Here is a 17,716-nt window from a genome sequence, read left to right on the forward strand (position 1 = left end):
ATTGCGGGGAGGGAGAGTTGGGCTGGGACTTCGAGGGGCGTGAGGGGCCTATCGGGGCCCGTCGGGGGCCATGGGGTACAACCCGCGCCGGATGGCCGGGTCACCCGAGGGGGTCCGTTCGGGTGAAGCGGAGGGCGGAGTCATCCACCAGGGGGCGCGCCGGGAGCACGTTCGAGCCCCGTACCGGAAGGGCACGGGGCTCGGTGCTGCCGTGGAGCCGGGCGTCAGGGTTTGACGGCGATCCGGCCCTCGTCCATACGGAGCAGGAGGAGCCGCTCGCCGGTCTTCTCGAGGAACTCGTCGACCGCCTGCCGCGATCCCTGCCAGTACCCGTAGTCGTCGATCAGGAGCACCCCGCCGCTGACCAACCGGGAGTAGAGGTACTCCAGTTCGTGCTTCGTGGAGGCGTACCAGTCGGTGTCCAGGCGCAGGATCGAGATCTGCTCGGGGGCCTGCCCGGGGACGGTGTCCTCGACCCGGCCCCGGACGTAGTGGACGCGCTCCTTCGGGTACGGCACGTTGTCGAAGCCCGCTTGGACGTCCTCCAGCGAGGCGACCGCCCAGATCGGCCGGTCCTTGCCCTGGGCGTCCAGCAGCTCCTGGGCCGGCCGGCCGTCGCGCCGCAGATCCTCTGCGGTGGGCGGGGTCATGCCCTCGTACGTGTCGAAGAGATACAGGTCGCGCTCGGTCTCCCCGGCGGAGAGCAGGGTCCGGGCGCAGGCCTGCATGGAACCGCCGCGCCAGACGCCGCACTCGACGATGTCGCCGGGGATGTCGTGCCGGGTGATGTAGCGGGTGGCGAGGATGAAGGCGTTGAGCCGCTCCGGCGAGGTCATCGAGTACGGCTTGACCGCGCGGATGATGTCCTTCGCCTCGTCGTCGTAGTCCGCCGGGAAGGCGAGGGCGGACTTCTTCGCCTTGGGCTTCGGCTCCGCGGCTTTCGCGGGAACGGAGGCGGGGACGGGTGCGGCGGCGGCCGGAGCCGGTGCGGGACCGGCGGGGGCGGTGCGGGCGGCGGGCACCGTGACGCGCCTGAGCTGGTATCCGGTGAGCTGCTGAAGGACGCCGTTGACGGCGTTGCGCCAAGCCATGCCCCGGGACAGTACGCGCGGTTTGCGCCGCATGTCATCTTTCGTCAACCTGCCATTGATCCCACGGGTCCCGCTCATGGCTCAGCCCGCCGACTCGGCACGCACGGGGGCCTGTTCCGGTGCGGGCGTCTGCTCGGGTACGGGGGCGGGTGCGGGCTCGGCCCTGCCGCACCGTTCGCGGCCGTCCACCGGCCGGGGCAGCGGGACGCCGTCCACGCCGCCGACCCGGTTGGCCCACCACACCGCCAGCTCCCGTACGGCGAACATCGTCAGGCGGGGGTAGCGCTGCGGCTTGCGGAAGACGCCGACGGAGTCGCCCCAGTAAGCGGCCTTCTTGTCGATGGCCCGGTAGTCGTGCCAGATCCCCTTCCGCGGCGGGAAATCGGTGTAGGCCTCGCGCAGTTCGAGCCGGGAGTGCGCGGCCAGCGCTCGGAAGCCGTCGGGGTAGTAGCGCCAGCAGTCCTGGGCGTCGTGAACGTGGCCGCGCGAGGGGGCGGTGATGAACGCGTGCCCGCCGGGCTTCAGGATCCGGGCGATCTCCAGCATCGACGCCCAGAAGAACGGGATGTGCTCGAACGCCTGCCCGGACAGGACGACATCGGCGCTGTTGGAGCGGGCGGGGATGCGGTACGGCTTCGTCATCACCGCGTCCACGTTGGGGCCGTCCTGCACGTCGACCCCGAAGTAGTCGATGGGGTGCCCGGCGAGCAGTGCCCGGTGGGTACGGGTCTGCTTGCCGGAGATGCGCGATCCTAGGTCGACGACGCGGTACCGGCCGGAGGCGGCTTCGCCTGCGGGCCCTTCGACCGGCAGATACTCCTTGATGCAGAGTTCCATCTGCTCGTAGGCGGACCGGTGCATGGACGTCTCCCAAGATGGCGGGGTGAGCGAGCTGTTGGGCACAACGACGGCGCGGGGCGGAGGAATCGGCACGAGGAGGCCGCCTTGGGCCATCCGGGTGACGGGCCCCCGCGATACAGGGACGGCACGAGCCCGGCCGGGCGTCACAGGGACGGCGCGAAGAACCGCCGTACGACGCGTTCCGCCGCGTGCCCGTCGTCGTACGGGCAGAACCGCTCCCGGAACGCGGCGCGCAGCGCGGCCGCCTCCGGTGACCGCCACTGCCCCGTCCGGAACGCGTCGGCCAGTTCGTCCGGGGTGGCGGTGACGGTGCCGGGGGTGTCGCCGGGCCGCCCGGAGAGCAGGTCGAAGTAGGTGCCGCGCGCGGCCCGGTAGGCGGCCCAGTCGGGGGCGTGGACGACGATCGGGCGGTCCAGGCAGGCGTAGTCGAAGATCAGGGAGGAGTAGTCGGCGATCAACGCGTCTGCGGCCAGGCAGAGTTCCTCGACCCGGGGGTGGCCGGTGACGTCCACGACCCGCCCCGCCCCCGTCGCGCCGACCCCGGCGGAACGCCCGTAGAAGTAGTGGGCGCGGACCAACACGACATAACCCGAGCCCAGTTGCTGCGCCAGTCGCTCCGGGTCGAGGTCGGGGACGAAGCCGGTGCGGTAGTCGCGGTGGGTCGGGGCGTAGAGCAGGGCGGTCTGCCCCTCGGCGATGCCCAGTCCGGCGCGGATCTTCGCGATGTCCGCGGCGATGGCGGTGAAGTAGACGTCGTTGCGCGGGTATCCGAGGTCGAGCCGTTCGTAGGGGCGGTCACCGGGAGACGGGTAGACGCGGTCCCAGACCTCGGTGCTGTGCGGGTTGGCGGAGAGGCTGAAGTCCCACTGGCGGACGTGGGCGAGGATCTTGCCGAAGTCGGTCTTACGGGCGAGGGCGGGGTACGCGCGCTGGTCGAGCCCCATGGTCTTGAGCGGGGTCCCGTGGTGGGTCTGGAGATAGCGCTGACCGGGCCGTTTGGTGAAACCGCCGGGAAAGCTGGAGTTGTTGACCAGGTAGGTGGCCGTGGCCATGGCCCGCCAGTAGGGCCGCGAGCCCTCGATGACGTACGGCACCCCGCTCGGCATCCGGTCGCGATGGCGCGAGGAGACGGCCCACACGCCCCGGATGTGCGGGACCAGTTCACGGGCCTTGGCGTGCAGGGCGGCAGGATTGCAGGCGACGCCCCGGTTCCAGTAGGCCCCGTAGACGGCGAGGTTCGGGTCGAGCGGGCGGCGCAGGTCGATGCGGTAGGCGGCCCGCATGGCCTGCCTGCGGACGAACCGCTTCGCGGAAGCTCTGGTGGGCATGGCAGCCGAGCGTAATCGCGGGCCCGGCCGGCCGGTGGCCCGCGTTCACCCGTTCGGGTCAGCGCCGGTGACCCCGGGACCCGCCCCCTGTTGACCAGGACATGAAGCCACTCCTCAGCGTCGTCGTCCCCGTCCACAACGTCGAGGCCTACCTTGAGGACTGCCTGCGGTCGGTGGCGGAACAGAGCCTCGAAGCGACCGAGGTGGTCATGGTCGACGACGGTTCGACGGACGGCAGCGCCCGGATCGCCGCCGAGTTCGCCGCGCGGGACGACCGCTTCCGGCTGGTCCGGCAGAAGAACGCCGGTCTGAGCGCCGCGCGCAACACCGGTGTCCGGCACACCACCCCCACCGTCCCCTACCTCGCGTTCGCCGACAGCGACGACATCGTCGTGCACGACGCGTACGAGCGGATGACGGCCTCGCTGGAGTCGACCGGCTCCGATCTGGTGACCGGCAATGTGTGGCGGCTGACCGGGCAGGGGCGGCAACAGGCCTGGCAGTACCGCTGGCTGACCGCCACCCGTCCCCGCACCCACATCACCCGGGACCCACGTCTGCTGGCCGACCGGGTGGCGTGGAACAAGGTGTTCCGGCGCTCTTTCTGGGACGCGCACGCTTTCGCCTTCCCCGAGGGCAAGTTGTACGAGGACACCCCGGTGATGATTCCCGCGCACCACCTCGCCGGGTCCGTCGACGTCCTGCACGAGCACGTCTACTACTGGCGGGTGCGGGAGGGCTCGATCACCCGGCGGCGCACGGACGTCACCGGTGTGAGGGACCGGATCGCCGCGTGCGAGCAGGTCAGCGCGTTCCTGGGCGGCCGGGACGCGGCGCAGCGGCGGGCGTACGACGCGTCCTGTCTGCGCGACGACTTCGGGTACTTCCTGGACGGCCTGCCGATGGGCGGCACGGCGTACCGGGCGGCGTTCCTGGAGGGAGCCGGGGCCTTCGTCGACCGGGCGGGACCCGGGGCGCTGGAGGGGCTGCCGGTGGAGCTGCGCATCAAGTGGAAGCTGGTGCGGGAGCGACGCCTGACGGAACTGCTGGCGGTCCTCGCCTTCGAACGGGCCAACGGGGCGGGCACGTTCGCCGTCGAGGGCCCCCCGGGACTGCGGCGGGCCGTGTACCCCGGCGTGCACGGCGCGAGCGCCCGGCTCGCGCGCACGGACATTCCTGCGGTCGCGCGGCTGCTGGAGGCGCACTGGGGCGCGGACGGGAAGCTGCGGCTGCGCGGGTACGCGTACCTGCGCAACCTCCCCGCCGCCTCCCCCCGGCAGCGGCTCACGGTGGGGATGGTCCGGGCGGAGCGGGGCCGACAGGTACGGCCGGTGCCGGTACGTGTCGTGTCCGCGCCCGAGGCAACGGTGAACTCCGGCCAGGAGCTGCACGGTTACGACCACGCGGGCTTCGAGATGGTCCTCGACCCCGACCGGCTGCCCGCGACGGCGGGGAGCGGCTGGCTGATCGGCCTGGTCCTGGCGGGGCCCGGAACGGTCCGCCGGGTGGCGGTGCGCGCGGCGGACGCGGGCGCGGACCAGCCGCTGGTGCACGACCTGGCCGACGGCCGACGGGCGGTGCTCGACCACCGGGGCGGCCGGCTCCGGCTGACCGTGTCCCGGCCACGGGCCCTGATCGAAGGCCACCGCCCCGTCAAAGCGGAGGGGGCCCCGCTGGAACTCACGGGCCGGCACTTCGCCGGAAGCAGGCCCACGGCACTGCTGCTGACGCGCGACGGGGACGAGGAGCGCTCCTACCCGGTGACGTATGCGACGGCCGGCGGGGACATCGGCACGGACGCGGACGCGGACATGGACGTGGATGAGGCGGGAGGGGCACGCGGGGCGGACGAGGAGCCCGGGGCGGAAGGGGCGTGCGGGGCGAACCGAGCACGCAGGCCGGGCGGGAGGCCCGGTACGGGCAGTGGCTCCGGGCCGGAAGAGACGCGCGGGCCGGACGGGGAGCCCGGGGCCAACGACGCACGCGAGGCAAACCGCGAGCCCGGCCCGAACAGGCCGCCCGGCCCGGACGGGGAGCCCGGAACGGGCGGGAGGCCCGGAACGGACAGGAGGTCCGGCACGAACAGGTCGCCGGGCACGGACGGAGGGCCCTGCACGGACGGGGAGCCCCGCCCGGACGGGCGGCGCCGGCCCGACGGGGTCGTGTTCACCGTGCGGGTGCCGGTCGCCGTACTCGCCGCTGTTCCGCCCGCCCCGCACCGGGCCCCCCGCGAGGTCGAGGCGGCGGGCGGGGCGCGGTGGCGGGTGCGGCTGCTGCTCGCCGACGGCTCCCGCGTCCCGCTGCCCGCCGCCCCGGACCTGCCGCCGCCCGCGTGCGCGGACCCGGCGGGCGACCTGGTGCTGGACCTGGCGGGGCCCCCGTACGCGGACCGGGTGGAGCGCACGCCCGAGGGTGGCCTGCGCGTCTCGGGGGCGTACGTTCCGCCCGCGCCGGGGACCGCGTCTGCGTCGTCCGGCAACCGTCTCGTCCTGCGCCACGAGACGCTGCACGAGACGCTCCCGGTCGCGGATGCCGTCGTGAACGTCGCAGATGACGGCGTGAACGTCGGGGACACCGGCGTGCACGTCGGAGATGCCGTCGCGCACGTCGCAGATGACGGCGTGCACGACGCCGACACCGTCGCGCACGAGCCTCCGGCCCCGACCCCGACCCCGGACCCGACCCCGAACGCGGCGGCCCCCGCCCCCGCACCCGGCCGGTTCTCCGCCCTGATCTCCCCGCCGCTCCCCGAGGGCCGGTGGGACATCCGCCTGGACGGCCGCCCCGTACGCGTCCTCGGCTCCGCCGCCGCGCAGCTGCCCTGCGGTGACGACGCGCTGCGTCTGGAGCGGCGGCACGGCGACCGGCTGTCCGTGCTCGCGGGGCCGGACCTGCCGGCCGCCGGGCGGGGCGCGTACGGCAGACGGCTCCTGCGCGCCGCGCACTACCGCGACCGGCGCACGGCGCTCCCCCTCCGCGACACCGTCCTCTACGCGGGCGGCGACTCCCCGCGCGCCGTGCACGCCGAGCTCGTGCGCCGGGGCACGGAGGCCGAACACCTGTGGGTCACCGGCACCGCCCCCGGCCGCACCACCCACGTCCCGCCCGGCGCGCGGGCCGTCCCCGCGCACAGCGCCGCCTGGTACGAGGCGCTGGCCCGCTCCCGCCGGATCGTCACGGACGGGCAGCTGCCCGCGTGGTTCGAGCGGCGTCCGGGGCAGACGGTCGTGCAGACCTGGCACGGCACCCCGCTCGGCCGGTTCGGCGGGGGCCTGGCGGACACCCTCTACGCCGACCACCAGCACCTCGCCACCCTGCCGCAGCGGTCGGCCCAGTGGTCGGTGCTGGTCTCCCCGAGCCGCTTCGCCACCCCGTGGCTGCGCCGGTCGCTCGGGTACGGGGGCGAGGTGCTGGAGGCCGGGTCGCCCGCCAACGACGTGCTGTTCCCGCCCGACCGGGACAAGGCCGCCGGGGAGGTGCGGCGCGGGCTCGGGCTGCCGGACGACCACCGCCTCGTGCTCTACGCCCCGACCTACCGCGACCACCTGGCCCACCCCCCGGCCGCGTCCGCCGACCGCACGGCCCCTGGCCCGTACCGCTGGGACCCGGCGCTCGACCCGCACGCGCTGGCCCGGACGCTCGGCCCCGGCCACACGGTGCTGGTCCGGCGGCACCCCCGGGTCACCGGTGGCCCCCAGGACGGGCCCGGCGTGCTCGACGTGTCCGGGCACCCGGGGGCCGCGGAGCTGCTGTTGATCGCGGACGTCCTGGTGACGGACTACGCGGGGCTGATGTTCGACTTCGCACTGACGGGCCGGCCGATGCTCTTCCACACCTACGACCTGGAGCACTACCGCGACACCGTGCGCGGCTTCTGCCTGGACTTCGAGACCCGGGCCCCGGGGCCGCTGCTGGTCACGACGGACGAGGTGGCCCAGGCACTGCGCGACACGGAGGCGCTGGCGGCGCGGCACGCCGACGCGTACGAGGGCTTCCGCCGCGACTACTGCGACCTGGACGACGGCGGCGCGGCGGCCCGGGTCGCGGACCGGCTGCTGGCGGACCCGGCGCAGGGGGAGGCCGGAATCCCCCGGACGAGTGGCGGCCGGGAGAGCGGGCCCGCCGCACGGAACCCATGAGGTGTGCCCCTCTTCTCCGCTGCCTCCGCCCCGTCATCCGACCTACCGCCCGCCGTGGCCGAAGGCGACGGGGCGGTCCGGCCGCCCCTGTGGCTGCCGTCGCCGTACCTCGTGCTGGGCGGCCTGCTGTGGGCCGTGCTGTCGGCGGCGGCCTGGCAGGCCCCGCTGTGCTGCGAGGCCGGGCTCCAGGCCGCGATCGTCGAACGGCTGCGGGTGAACCTGCTGCACCCGGCGTTCCCGATGACCGACCTGCCCGCCGTCGCGAGCGCGCACTACTCCCCGTACGCGCTGCTCCAGGGTCTGGCCGCCCGTGCCACCGGGCTCCTGGGCCCGTCCGTCGTCGCGCTGGCCGCGTCGGTGAACCTGCTGCTCCTGCTCACCGGGATCGGCCGGCTCACCCGGCTGCTGACCCCGAACCGCTGGGTGCCGGTCCTCGTGCTGGCACCGCTGGCCCTGATCCACTGGGCGGACCCGGCCCGCTGGAGCGCGCCGAGCACGTTCGCGGTCGCGGTCACCCTCCATCTGTGGGCGTGGACCGGTCACGCGGCCGCCCGGACCGCCCGCCCCGGTGATCCGAAGCCCGGCCGGACGCCCCGGTGGCCGGAGGCGGCCGGGATCGGCGTGCTGCTCGGGCTCGTCCTGCTGGTCCACCCGCCGACGGCGCTCGGCGCGGCGATCGGGTGCCTCGCCCTGATCGCGGTCCGGACCCGGACCCGGATCCGGCCGGCCGTGTGGCGGTGGGCGTTCGCCGTCGTGTGCGCGGTGGCCGTGGCGGCGCTGTGGCCGTACTACAACGGGCTCACCGCACCGCGCACCCCCGCCGCCGGCCGGACCACGGGGCCCCCGGCGGCCGCGGGGGTGCGGGCGGCCGGGGAACCGTACGCCTGGGCGACCGCGTACGTGCCCCCGGGCGAGGTGGTCCTGACGGACAGCCGCCCGGCGATGTACGCGCTGGCCGGGCACGGGGCGTACGTACTGGCCGACGCGCTGCCGGACGCGGGGCTCGCGACCACCGAGCGGCGGGACCGGAGCCGGGCGGTGGCCGCCTATCTCGACGTGTCGACCCCGCAGGCCCGGCGGGACGGGATCACCACCCGGTACGGGGTGCGATGGCTGCTGCTGACCCGCTTCCAGCGGCTGCCCGAGAACGCGACGGTGCTGACGTTCAGCCCGCGCACGGGCGAGGTGCTGGCGCGGGTGGGCGGCGGCTGATCCCGTACGCGTAGGGGGTCAGCCGGAGTGCCGGAGTGCGGCGACCGCCGAGGCGGCCAGATCGTCCAGGTAGCCCTTCGGCAGTTCGCCGCGGACCACGACGAGCCGCCAGTACAGCGGTCCCACGATCAGGTCGAGCGCCCGGTCGGGATCGCTGCCCTCGGGCAGTTCGCCCCGGGCCACCGCCTCCCGTACGACGACGACGGCGACGCCCTTCTGCTGGTCCAGGAGCGCGGCCTTGATCGCCTCGGAGATCTCCGGATTGCGTGCCGCCTCGACCAGCAGGTCCGGAATGACCTGGGAGGCGACCGGGTGGCGCAGGGCGTAGGCGGCCAGTTCGAGGACGGCGCGCACGTCCCCGTACAGCGAACCGGTGGCCGGGGCGGGCATCCCCTGGGCGGCGACGGCCGCGACCAGGTCGAGGACGAGCGCCAGCTTGGACTTCCAGCGGCGGTAGACGGCGGTCTTGCCGACGCCCGCGCGCCGGGCGATGCCCTCGATGGACATCCGGGCGAACCCCACCGCGGCGAGCTCCTCGAAGACGGCGGCGCGGATGGCGTCCGTCACGTCCTCACGCAGGACGGCGGCGCCTGCGGGGGCGCGGCGGCGGGTTCCCCGTTCGGTGGTCATGGCCCGCATGATAGTCGGCCGCGACGAAACGGTTGCGTTGCGACGTAGAAGCGTCCTACTCTCGGCGTTACGACGATACGGTTCCGTCCCAACGAGGGCGTCCCTACGGGACCGTATCGTTCCCCCCTCTCTCCCGCCTGCGTCGAAAGCGATCGTGGTGAGCCAGACAGCAGCTCCGCCGCCCCCGGCGGACACCGCACCTCCCACCGGTTCCACTCCCGCCCCGGACCGCTCCGCCCCTTCCACCGCCCCCGCCCCCGCCCCTGTCTCCGCTCCCGTCTACGCTCCCGTCTACGCTCCCGGCGAGCTGGCCGCGCTCGCCGCCCGGCACGGTCTGACCGTCAGCGGGGCGCGGCCGACGCTCGGCGCGTACATCCGCCGGCTCTGGGGCCGCCGGCACTTCATCACGGCGTTCGCCACCGCCAAGCTGACCGCGCAGTACAGCCAGGCCAAGCTCGGGCAGGTCTGGCAGGTCATGACCCCGCTGCTCAACGCGACGGTCTACTACTTCATCTTCGGCGTCCTGATGAACACCAAGCACGGGGTGGAGGACTTCGTCCCGTTCCTGGTCACCGGGGTGTTCATCTGGACCTTCACCAGCAGCTCGATCACCGCGGGCACACGGGCGATCAGCGGCAACATCGGCCTGGTGCGGGCCCTGCACTTCCCGCGCGCCTCGCTGCCGGTGGCGCTGGCCCTCCAGCAGTTGCAGCAGCTGCTGTTCTCGCTGGGTGCGCTGACCCTGATCCTGCTGGCGTTCGGCCAGTACCCGCGCCCGTCCTGGCTGCTGGCCGTCCCGGCGCTCGCCCTCCAGGCGGTGTTCAACACCGGGTTGTCGATGGCCGTGGCCCGGCTGACCGCGCAGACCCCGGACATCGCCCAGCTGACACCCTTCGTGCTGCGGACCTGGATGTACTCCTCCGGCGTCATGTGGAGCCTGGACCATCTGCTGGCCGGCGACCGGGTGCCGCACGCGGTGACGGTGCTGCTGGAGTACAACCCGGCGGCGCTCTCCATCAACCTCATGCGGTACGCGCTCATCGACAGCTACGCCTGGACGCAGTTGCCGCCGTACGCCTGGGCGGCCTCGGCCGGCTGGGCGCTGGTGTGCGGGGTGGCCGGATTCGTGTACTTCTGGCAGGCCGAGGAGACGTACGGACGTGGCTGAGCTCAGGAATTCCGCCGACCCGGGGGTCCCCACCGTGGTCGTGGACGACGTCCACATCACGTACACGGTGCACGGCGCCCGTACGGGCAGGGGCAGCGCCACCTCGGCGCTCAGCCGGCTCACCACCCGCCGCGCGACCCCCGGCGCCCGCAAGGTGCACGCCGTGAGGGGCGTCAACTTCGCCGCGTACAAGGGCGAGGCGATCGGGCTGATCGGCTCCAACGGCTCGGGCAAGTCGACGCTGCTGAAGGCGATCGCGGGCCTGCTGCCGCCGACCCGGGGCCAGGTCCACACCCAGGGCCAGCCCTCCCTGCTCGGGGTGAACGCGGCGCTGATGGGCGATCTGACCGGCGAGCGCAACGTGGTGCTGGGCGGACTCGCGATGGGCATGACGCGCGAGCAGATCCGCGAACGCTACGACGAGATCGTCGACTTCTCCGGCATCAACGAGAAGGGCGACTTCATCACGCTGCCGATGCGCACGTACTCCTCGGGCATGGGCGCCCGGCTCCGCTTCTCCATCGCGGCGGCCAAGAACCACGACGTACTCCTGATCGACGAGGCGCTGTCCACGGGCGACGCGAAGTTCCAGCGCCGCAGCAAGGACCGCATCAAGGAGCTGCGCGCCGAGGCGGGCACGGTGTTCCTGGTCAGCCACAGCAACAGATCGATCACCGAGACCTGCGACCGCGCCCTGTGGCTGGAGGCGGGCACGCTGCGCATGGACGGCCCGGCGAAGGACGTGGTGGCAGCGTACGAGGCCTTCACGAAGCGCAAGTAGCCGTCCCGGCCCGCCCTATCCAGCCCGTCCGGCCAAACCCAGCCCGTCCGGCGCTTGAGGACGACGCCTCGGCAGAAGCCGCCCGACACCTCTCAGCCCACCCGCGCAAACCCAGCCCGTCCGGCGCTTGAGGACATCCTTCCAGCCCGTCCGGCGCTTGAGGACGTCTTCACAGCCCGTCCGGCGCTTGAGGACAAAGCCCTCCGCCGGGAAAGGCGGCACCGAACGCCCAAGGGGCCGGCACCACAGACGTGGCGCCGGCCCCCCAGACGTACAAGACCCCCTAGGCGTGCGTACGCAACAGCGTCCGCATCGTCCGCATGGCCACCGACAGATTCGCCAGGTCGAACGCGTCCGACCCCTGGATCTCCTCCAGCGTGGAGCGCGACCGAGCCAGGATCGCCGCGTTCTTCTCCTCCCACGCCCGGAACCGCTCCTCCGGAGTGGCGGACCCGTTCCCCACGCTCAGCACGTCCGACGTGAGCGCGGCATGTGCCGCGTACAGGTCCTCGCGGATGGAGGCACGGGCCATGGACTGCCAGCGGTCGGCCCGCGGCAGGTCGATGATCCGGTCCATCAGCTGGGTGATCCGCAGCCGGTCCGCGAGGTCGTAGTAGACCTCGGCGACCTCCAGCGGGTCCTGGCCCGTACGGTCGGCGATGGCCACGATGTCCAGCGCCGGGAAGGCGGAGGAGAACCCGGCCACCCGGGCCGCCAGCTCGTCCGGGACGCCCGCCGAGGTGAGCTCGTCCAGGATCGAGTGGTACCAGTCCAGGTCCGCGCCCCTGACCAGCTTGGGCAGCTCGTCCCAGACCCGCGCGACACCGTCCCGGAAGCTCTCGATGGTCTCCGCGATGGCGACGGGCTGCGGGCGGTTGCCCAGCAGCCAGCGCGAACCGCGCTCGACCAGCCGCCGCGAGTGCAGCCGGATCCGGGTCTGGACATCGGCGGCGACATTGTTGTCGAGTGCCTCCACGGCGTCCCAGACCCGGGACAGGCCGAAGATCTCACGGGCCGCGAACTGGGCCCGCACGATCTCCTCGATCGACGCCCCGGTCTCCTCGCGCAGCCGGTGCAGGAAGGTCGAACCGGCGGTGTTGACCGTGTCGTTGACCAGGACCGTCGTGATGATCTCGCGGCGCAGCGCGTGCCCGTCGACCGCCTCGGGGAACCGCTCGCGCAGCTCGCTCGGGAAGTAGGCGTGCACCAGCTTCTGCAGGTGCGGGTCGTCCGGCAGGACGGTGGAGATCAGCTCGTCCGCCGTCGTGATCTTGGTGTACGCGATCAGCACCGCCAGCTCCGGCTGGCTCAGCCCCTTGTCGCTGTTCAGCAGCTCCCGGATGTGCCGGTCGGCGGGCAGGAACTCCAGCGCCCGGTCGAGAGCGCCGTCGCGCTCCAGGCGGCGCATGAAGCGCTGCTGGGCGTGGAGCAGGGAGGGGGCCTGGGCGGAGGCGTTGGAGAGCGCGACGTTCTGTGCGTAGTTGTTGCGCAGGACGAGCGCGCCGACCTCGTCGGTCATGTCGGCGAGCAGCTTGTTGCGCTGCTTGACGGTCATGTCGCCGTCCCGGACCAGCCCGTTGAGCAGGATCTTGATGTTCACCTCGTGGTCGGAGGTGTCCACCCCGGCGCTGTTGTCGATCGCGTCGGTGTTGATCCGGCCGCCGCTGCGGGCGAACTCGATCCGGCCGAGCTGGGTGGCGCCGAGGTTGCCGCCCTCTCCGACGACCTTGGCCCGCAGGTCCTCGCCGTTGACGCGGATCGCGTCGTTGGCCTTGTCGCCGACGTCGGCGTTCGATTCGGAGACGGCCTTGATGTACGTGCCGATGCCGCCGTTCCACACCAGGTCGACGGGGGCCTTGAGGATCGTCTGCATCAGGTCGGCGGGCGTCATCTTGGCCACCGACGCGTCGATGCCGAGCGCCTCGCGGATGTGGGTGTTGAGAGGGATCGACTTGGCGCTGCGCGGGTGGATTCCGCCGCCCGCGGAGAGCAGGCCCGCGTCGTAGTCGGCCCAGGAGCTGCGGGGCAGGTCGAACAGCCGGCGCCGCTCGGCGTACGAGGTGGCGGCGTCGGGGTTCGGGTCGATGACGATGTGCCGGTGGTCGAAGGCGGCGACGAGGCGGATGTGCTCGGAGAGCAGCATGCCGTTGCCGAACACGTCGCCGGACATGTCGCCGACGCCGACGACGGTGAAGTCCTCGGTCTGGGTGTCGTGGCCCAGCTCCCGGAAGTGCCGCTTGACGGACTCCCAGGCGCCCCGGGCGGTGATGCCCATGCCCTTGTGGTCGTAGCCCGCCGAGCCGCCGGAGGCGAACGCGTCGCCGAGCCAGAAGCCGTACGCGACGGCGACCTCGTTGGCGATGTCGGAGAAGCTCGCGGTGCCCTTGTCGGCGGCGACGACGAGGTAGGTGTCGTCCTCGTCGTGACGGACGACGTCGACAGGCGGCACGACCTCGCCGGCCACCATGTTGTCGGTGATGTCGAGCAGCGCCGAGATGAACGTGCGGTAGGCGGCGATGCCCTCGGCGAACCAGGCGTCGCGGTCCACGGACGGGTCCGGGAGCTGCTTGGCGACGAAGCCGCCCTTGGCGCCGACCGGGACGATGACGGTGTTCTTCACCATCTGCGCCTTGACCAGGCCGAGCACCTCCGTACGGAAGTCCTCGCGCCGGTCCGACCAGCGCAGCCCGCCGCGGGCGACCTTGCCGAAGCGCAGGTGGACGCCCTCCACACGCGGCGAGTAGACCCAGATCTCGTACGCGGGCCGGGGTGCGGGCAGGTCCGGGATGGCCTGCGGGTCGAACTTCATCGAGACGTAGGAGTGCGGCGTGCCGCCCTCCGGGCGCCGGTCCCCCTTGCCGCTTCCCTCGCTCGCGCTCTGGAAGAAGTTGGTGCGCAGGGTGGCCTTGATGACGGTGAGGAAGGACCGCAGGATCCGGTCCTCGTCCAGCGAGGCGACCTGGTCCAGGGCCCCGTCCAGCTCCTCCAGGAGCCCGTCGGTCAGCTCCGTGCCGGCGCTCTGGCGGCCGGGCGACATCCGGGCCTCGAAGAGCGAGACGAGCAGCCGGGTGGTGTGGACGTTGTTGCGGAGCGTGGACTCCATGTAGTCCTGGCTGAAGGTCGATCCGGCCTGCCGCAGGTACTTCGCGTAGGCGCGCAGCACCATGGCCTGCCGCCAGTTCAGCCCGGCGCCGAGGACCAGCGTGTTGAAGCCGTCGTTCTCCGCCTCGCCCTTCCAGACGGCGGCGAAGGCCTCCTGGAAGCGGGCGCGGGCGTCGTCGGCGAGATAGCCGCCGTTGCCGTTGGCCAGGGGCATCCGCAGCCCGAAGTCGTAGATCCAGGCGTGGGTACGGTCCGCGCAGCGCAGCTCGTACGGGCGCTCGTCGACGACCTCGACGCCGAGCTGCTGGAGCGCCGGGAGGACGGCGGACAGGGAGACCTGCTCGCCGGTCCGGTAGATCTTGAAGCGGCGCTCGCCGGGGCCCGCGCCGACCGGCTCGTACAGGCTGAGGGCGAAGTCCTTCTCGCCCTGCTTGAGGGTCTCCAGGTGGACCAGGTCGGCCACGGCGGCGCGCGGCGAGTGGTCGGCCTTGTAACCCTCGGGGAACGAGTGGCCGTAGTGGCGCTGCAGTTCGGCGCCGCGCTCCTCGCCCAGCTCGGCGGTGAGCGCCTCCTGGAAGCCGTCGGCCCAGGAGCGGGCGGCCTCGACGAGACGGGCCTCGATGCGGTCGGCGTCGGCGTCCGTGAGATGGGCCAGCTCGGTGCCGGCCGGGACCCGGATGACGAAGTGCAGCCGGGAGAGGATCGACTCGGTGTTCCAGGCGGTGAAGTCGACGCTGTTGCCGCCGAGCTCCTCCTTGAGGATGTCGATCAGCCGCACGCGCACGCCGGTGGTGTAGCGGTCGCGCGGGAGGTAGACGATCGCGGAGTAGTAGCGCCCGTACTCGTCCTGGCGCAGGTAGAGCCGCAGCCGGCGGCGCTCCTGGAGGTAGAGGACGGAGGTCACCACGGAGCGGAGCTGGTCGACGGGCGTCTGGAACAGCTCGTCGCGCGGGTAGGTCTCCAGGATCTGGAGCAGGTCGCGGCCGTCGTGGCTGTTGTACGAGAAGCCCGCGCCCTCGACGACCTCGGCGACCTTGCGGCGGATGACGGGCACCCGGCGCACGGACTCGGTGTAGGCGGCGGAGGAGAACAGCCCGAGGAAGCGCCGCTCGCCGACGACGTTGCCCTTGGCGTCGAACTTCTTCACGCCGACGTAGTCGAGGTAGCTGGGGCGGTGCACGGTGGCCCGGCTGTTGGCCTTCGTCAGGACGAGGAGCTTGTGCTCGCGGGCCTTGGCGCGGGCGTCGGCGGGCAGCCGGTCGAAGGACGGGCTGACCGGGTGGGCCTCGTCCTCGCTGTGCTGCGGGTCCGAGCGCAGGATGCCGAGTCCGGTGCCGGGCACGGCGGCGAGCGCGTCGCTGTCCTTGAGCTCGTACTCGCGGTAGCCGAGGAAGGTGAAGTGGTCGGCGGCCAGCCAGCGCAGCAGCTCGCGGGCCTCCTCGACCTCCTCGTCGGCGAGGTCGTCCAGCGGTTCGCCGGGCAGGTCATCGGCGATCCGGAGGGCGGCGTCGCGCATCTTCCCCCAGTCCTCGACGGTCTCCCGCACGTCGGACAGGACGCGCAGCAGGTCGGCGGTGATCTGCTGGAGGTCGGCGCGGTCGGTCTCGCGGTCGATCTCGACGTGGATCCAGGACTCGACGAGCGCGTCGTGCGGCAGCTCGGCCTTCTGGTCCTTGGCGTTCTTGCGGCCCTTGGCGGTCTTCGGGGTGCCGGGGCCGCCGGAGAGGACCTCGATGAGCTTGCCGGTGACATCGCGGCGGACGGTGACCTGCGGGTGGATCACGACATGGATGCCGCGACCCTGCCGGGACAGCTCGTTGGTGACGGAGTCCACCAGGAAGGGCATGTCGTCGGTGACGACCTCGACGACGGAGTGGCTGCAGGTCCAGCCGTTCTCCTCGACGGTCGGGGTGTGCACGCGGACGTTCGCGGTGCCCTGTGGACGGTTCTCGGCCAGCCGGTAGTGCGAGGCGGCGGCGCCGAACACATCGACCGGGTCCCGGCCGCTGAGGTCCTCCGGAGCCGTATGCAGGTAGTAGCGCTGGAGGTAGGCGAGCACCGTGTCCTGACCGGGACGGGCGCTCTCGTCGGCCCCGGCAGCGGCAACCCGCGCCCGGGGGGCACCTCCCGGGCCACCGACACCACCGCCCGGACCGTTGTCAGCTACCTTGGCGGCCCCTGCGAGCAGCTCGGCCTTGGCTTCGTCCAGCTTGGTCTGCATGTCCTCTGGCTCCTGTCGCGCGCCATTGCGTGACGTAGGTGAGAAAAGCGACGTAACGCCACGACGCGAGGTTTCCGGTCTGGGTCGACGCTATGCCGCTTCGAGAGATACCCGGGACCATTCTGGCCATTTTCGGCGGGATCCGGTCCGGAGTCGGGAGATCGCGGATCGCCCGGGTGCGGTGGCACTCCGGGCGGCGGTCGGGGGCTTCGCTGCCCCCGAGGCGTATCGCGCTGATCACGGCACCAGGCTATCGCCCCCGCACCCCACCGCGTCATGAGCTGCTTGTGTACAAAAGAACCCCCCGAACTTTGACACTCTGGACAGTGCGCCGCGCCGCCTTGATGAACTCTCAAAACCGGGGCAATCTGTCCCAACAGTACGAAATCAGGCCACCAGAGGGCCGCCGAAGGACCCCTGGCAGGCCATCGGCAGTCCGACGACGGTCCGCCGCGACCGACCGGCCCCGAGGAGCCCGCCATGCCGCAGAAGATCCTCATCGTCACCGGCGACGCCGCCGAATCGCTCGAAGTCCTCTATCCGTACCAGCGGCTGCTGGAGGAGGGGTACGAGGTCGACATCGCGGCCCCCGAGCGCAAGACGCTGCGCTTCGTGGTCCACGACTTCGAGCCCGGCTTCGACACGTACACGGAGAAGCCCGGCTACACCTGGCCCGCCGACCTGTCCTTCGCCGAGGTGGACCCCGGGGCCTACATCGCCCTGGTGATCCCCGGCGGCCGCGCCCCGGAATACCTCCGCAACAACGCCGAGCTGCGGAAGATCGTCGGCGCCTTCTTCTCCGCGGACCGCCCGGTCGCCCAGATCTGCCACGGCCCCCTGATCACCGCCGCCACCGGCAGCCTCAGCGGCCGCAACGTCACGGCCTACCCCGCCCTGGAACCGGACATGCAGAGCGCGGGCGCGACATTCCAGGACACGGAAGCGGTCGTGGACGACACCCTGGTCTCATCCCGAGCCTGGCCGGACCACCCGACCTGGATGCGAGAGTTCCTGAAGGTGCTACGCACCCAGTAGAACCCACACTTTTCAGCCCGCCCTGTTCAGCCCGTCCGGCGTTTGAGGACATCTTCTCAGCCCGCACTTTTCAGCCCGTCCGGCGCTTGAGGACACCCTTCTCCGCCCGCCCTTCTCAGCCCGTCCGGCGCTTGAGGACACCTTTTCA

The 17,716-nt window shown here is 72.4% G+C and carries 10 protein-coding genes; 5 read left to right on the forward strand and 5 right to left on the reverse strand.

Features of this window, described 5'->3' with window-relative positions; translation table 11 throughout:
• Positions 1 to 224: 224 nt before the first annotated feature.
• From ACH4UK_RS06725 to ACH4UK_RS06735, 3 genes are all read right to left on the reverse strand, one after another.
• Positions 225 to 1,124 carry a TylF/MycF/NovP-related O-methyltransferase gene (locus ACH4UK_RS06725; protein WP_398354871.1) on the reverse strand — a complete coding sequence of 300 codons (900 nt, stop codon included), beginning with the start codon at positions 1,122 to 1,124 and terminating at the stop codon, positions 225 to 227.
• Between the two features lie 48 nt (positions 1,125 to 1,172).
• The gene (locus tag ACH4UK_RS06730) at positions 1,173 to 1,952 is read right to left on the reverse strand and encodes a methyltransferase domain-containing protein (RefSeq protein WP_398354872.1); all 780 of its coding nucleotides are present in this window, start codon (positions 1,950 to 1,952) and stop codon (positions 1,173 to 1,175) included.
• A gap of 143 nt (positions 1,953 to 2,095) precedes the next feature.
• Entirely contained in the window at positions 2,096 to 3,280 is a 1,185-nt protein-coding gene (locus ACH4UK_RS06735; RefSeq protein WP_398354873.1) for a CDP-glycerol glycerophosphotransferase family protein, read from the reverse strand.
• Positions 3,281 to 3,381: 101 nt separating this feature from the next.
• Here ACH4UK_RS06735 and ACH4UK_RS06740 point away from each other — a divergent pair, with 101 nt between their 5' ends.
• Entirely contained in the window at positions 3,382 to 7,419 is a 4,038-nt protein-coding gene (locus ACH4UK_RS06740) for a CDP-glycerol glycerophosphotransferase family protein (protein ID WP_398354874.1), read from the forward strand.
• Between the two features lie 3 nt (positions 7,420 to 7,422).
• Positions 7,423 to 8,631 carry a hypothetical protein gene (locus ACH4UK_RS06745; protein ID WP_398354875.1) on the forward strand — a complete coding sequence of 403 codons (1,209 nt, stop codon included), beginning with the start codon at positions 7,423 to 7,425 and terminating at the stop codon, positions 8,629 to 8,631.
• Positions 8,632 to 8,649: 18 nt separating this feature from the next.
• Here the strand turns inward: ACH4UK_RS06745 and ACH4UK_RS06750 are convergent, their stop codons facing one another.
• Positions 8,650 to 9,261, reverse strand: a complete 612-nt coding sequence (locus ACH4UK_RS06750) for a TetR/AcrR family transcriptional regulator (RefSeq protein WP_398354876.1) — start codon at positions 9,259 to 9,261, stop codon at positions 8,650 to 8,652.
• A gap of 157 nt (positions 9,262 to 9,418) precedes the next feature.
• On the opposite strand from ACH4UK_RS06750, the gene ACH4UK_RS06755 reads away from it, so the two are divergent.
• Positions 9,419 to 10,429, forward strand: coding sequence for an ABC transporter permease (locus ACH4UK_RS06755; protein ID WP_398354878.1), 1,011 nt, complete (start codon positions 9,419 to 9,421; stop codon positions 10,427 to 10,429).
• Positions 10,422 to 11,210 (forward strand): ABC transporter ATP-binding protein, encoded by a 789-nt coding sequence (locus ACH4UK_RS06760; RefSeq protein ID WP_398354879.1) that lies wholly within the window; start codon positions 10,422 to 10,424, stop codon positions 11,208 to 11,210. Before ACH4UK_RS06755 ends, ACH4UK_RS06760 begins: the two co-directional genes overlap by 8 nt.
• Positions 11,211 to 11,493: 283 nt before the next feature.
• Here ACH4UK_RS06760 and ACH4UK_RS06765 read toward each other — a convergent pair whose 3' ends face one another.
• Positions 11,494 to 16,533 (reverse strand): NAD-glutamate dehydrogenase, encoded by a 5,040-nt coding sequence (locus tag ACH4UK_RS06765; protein ID WP_398354880.1) that lies wholly within the window; start codon positions 16,531 to 16,533, stop codon positions 11,494 to 11,496.
• Between the two features lie 480 nt (positions 16,534 to 17,013).
• On the opposite strand from ACH4UK_RS06765, the gene ACH4UK_RS06770 reads away from it, so the two are divergent.
• Positions 17,014 to 17,568, forward strand: coding sequence for a DJ-1/PfpI family protein (locus ACH4UK_RS06770; RefSeq protein ID WP_398354881.1), 555 nt, complete (start codon positions 17,014 to 17,016; stop codon positions 17,566 to 17,568).
• Positions 17,569 to 17,716: the final 148 nt, after the last annotated feature.

It is taken from the genome of Streptomyces sp. NPDC020884 (assembly GCF_044333935.1).
Classification (GTDB): domain Bacteria; phylum Actinomycetota; class Actinomycetes; order Streptomycetales; family Streptomycetaceae; genus Streptomyces.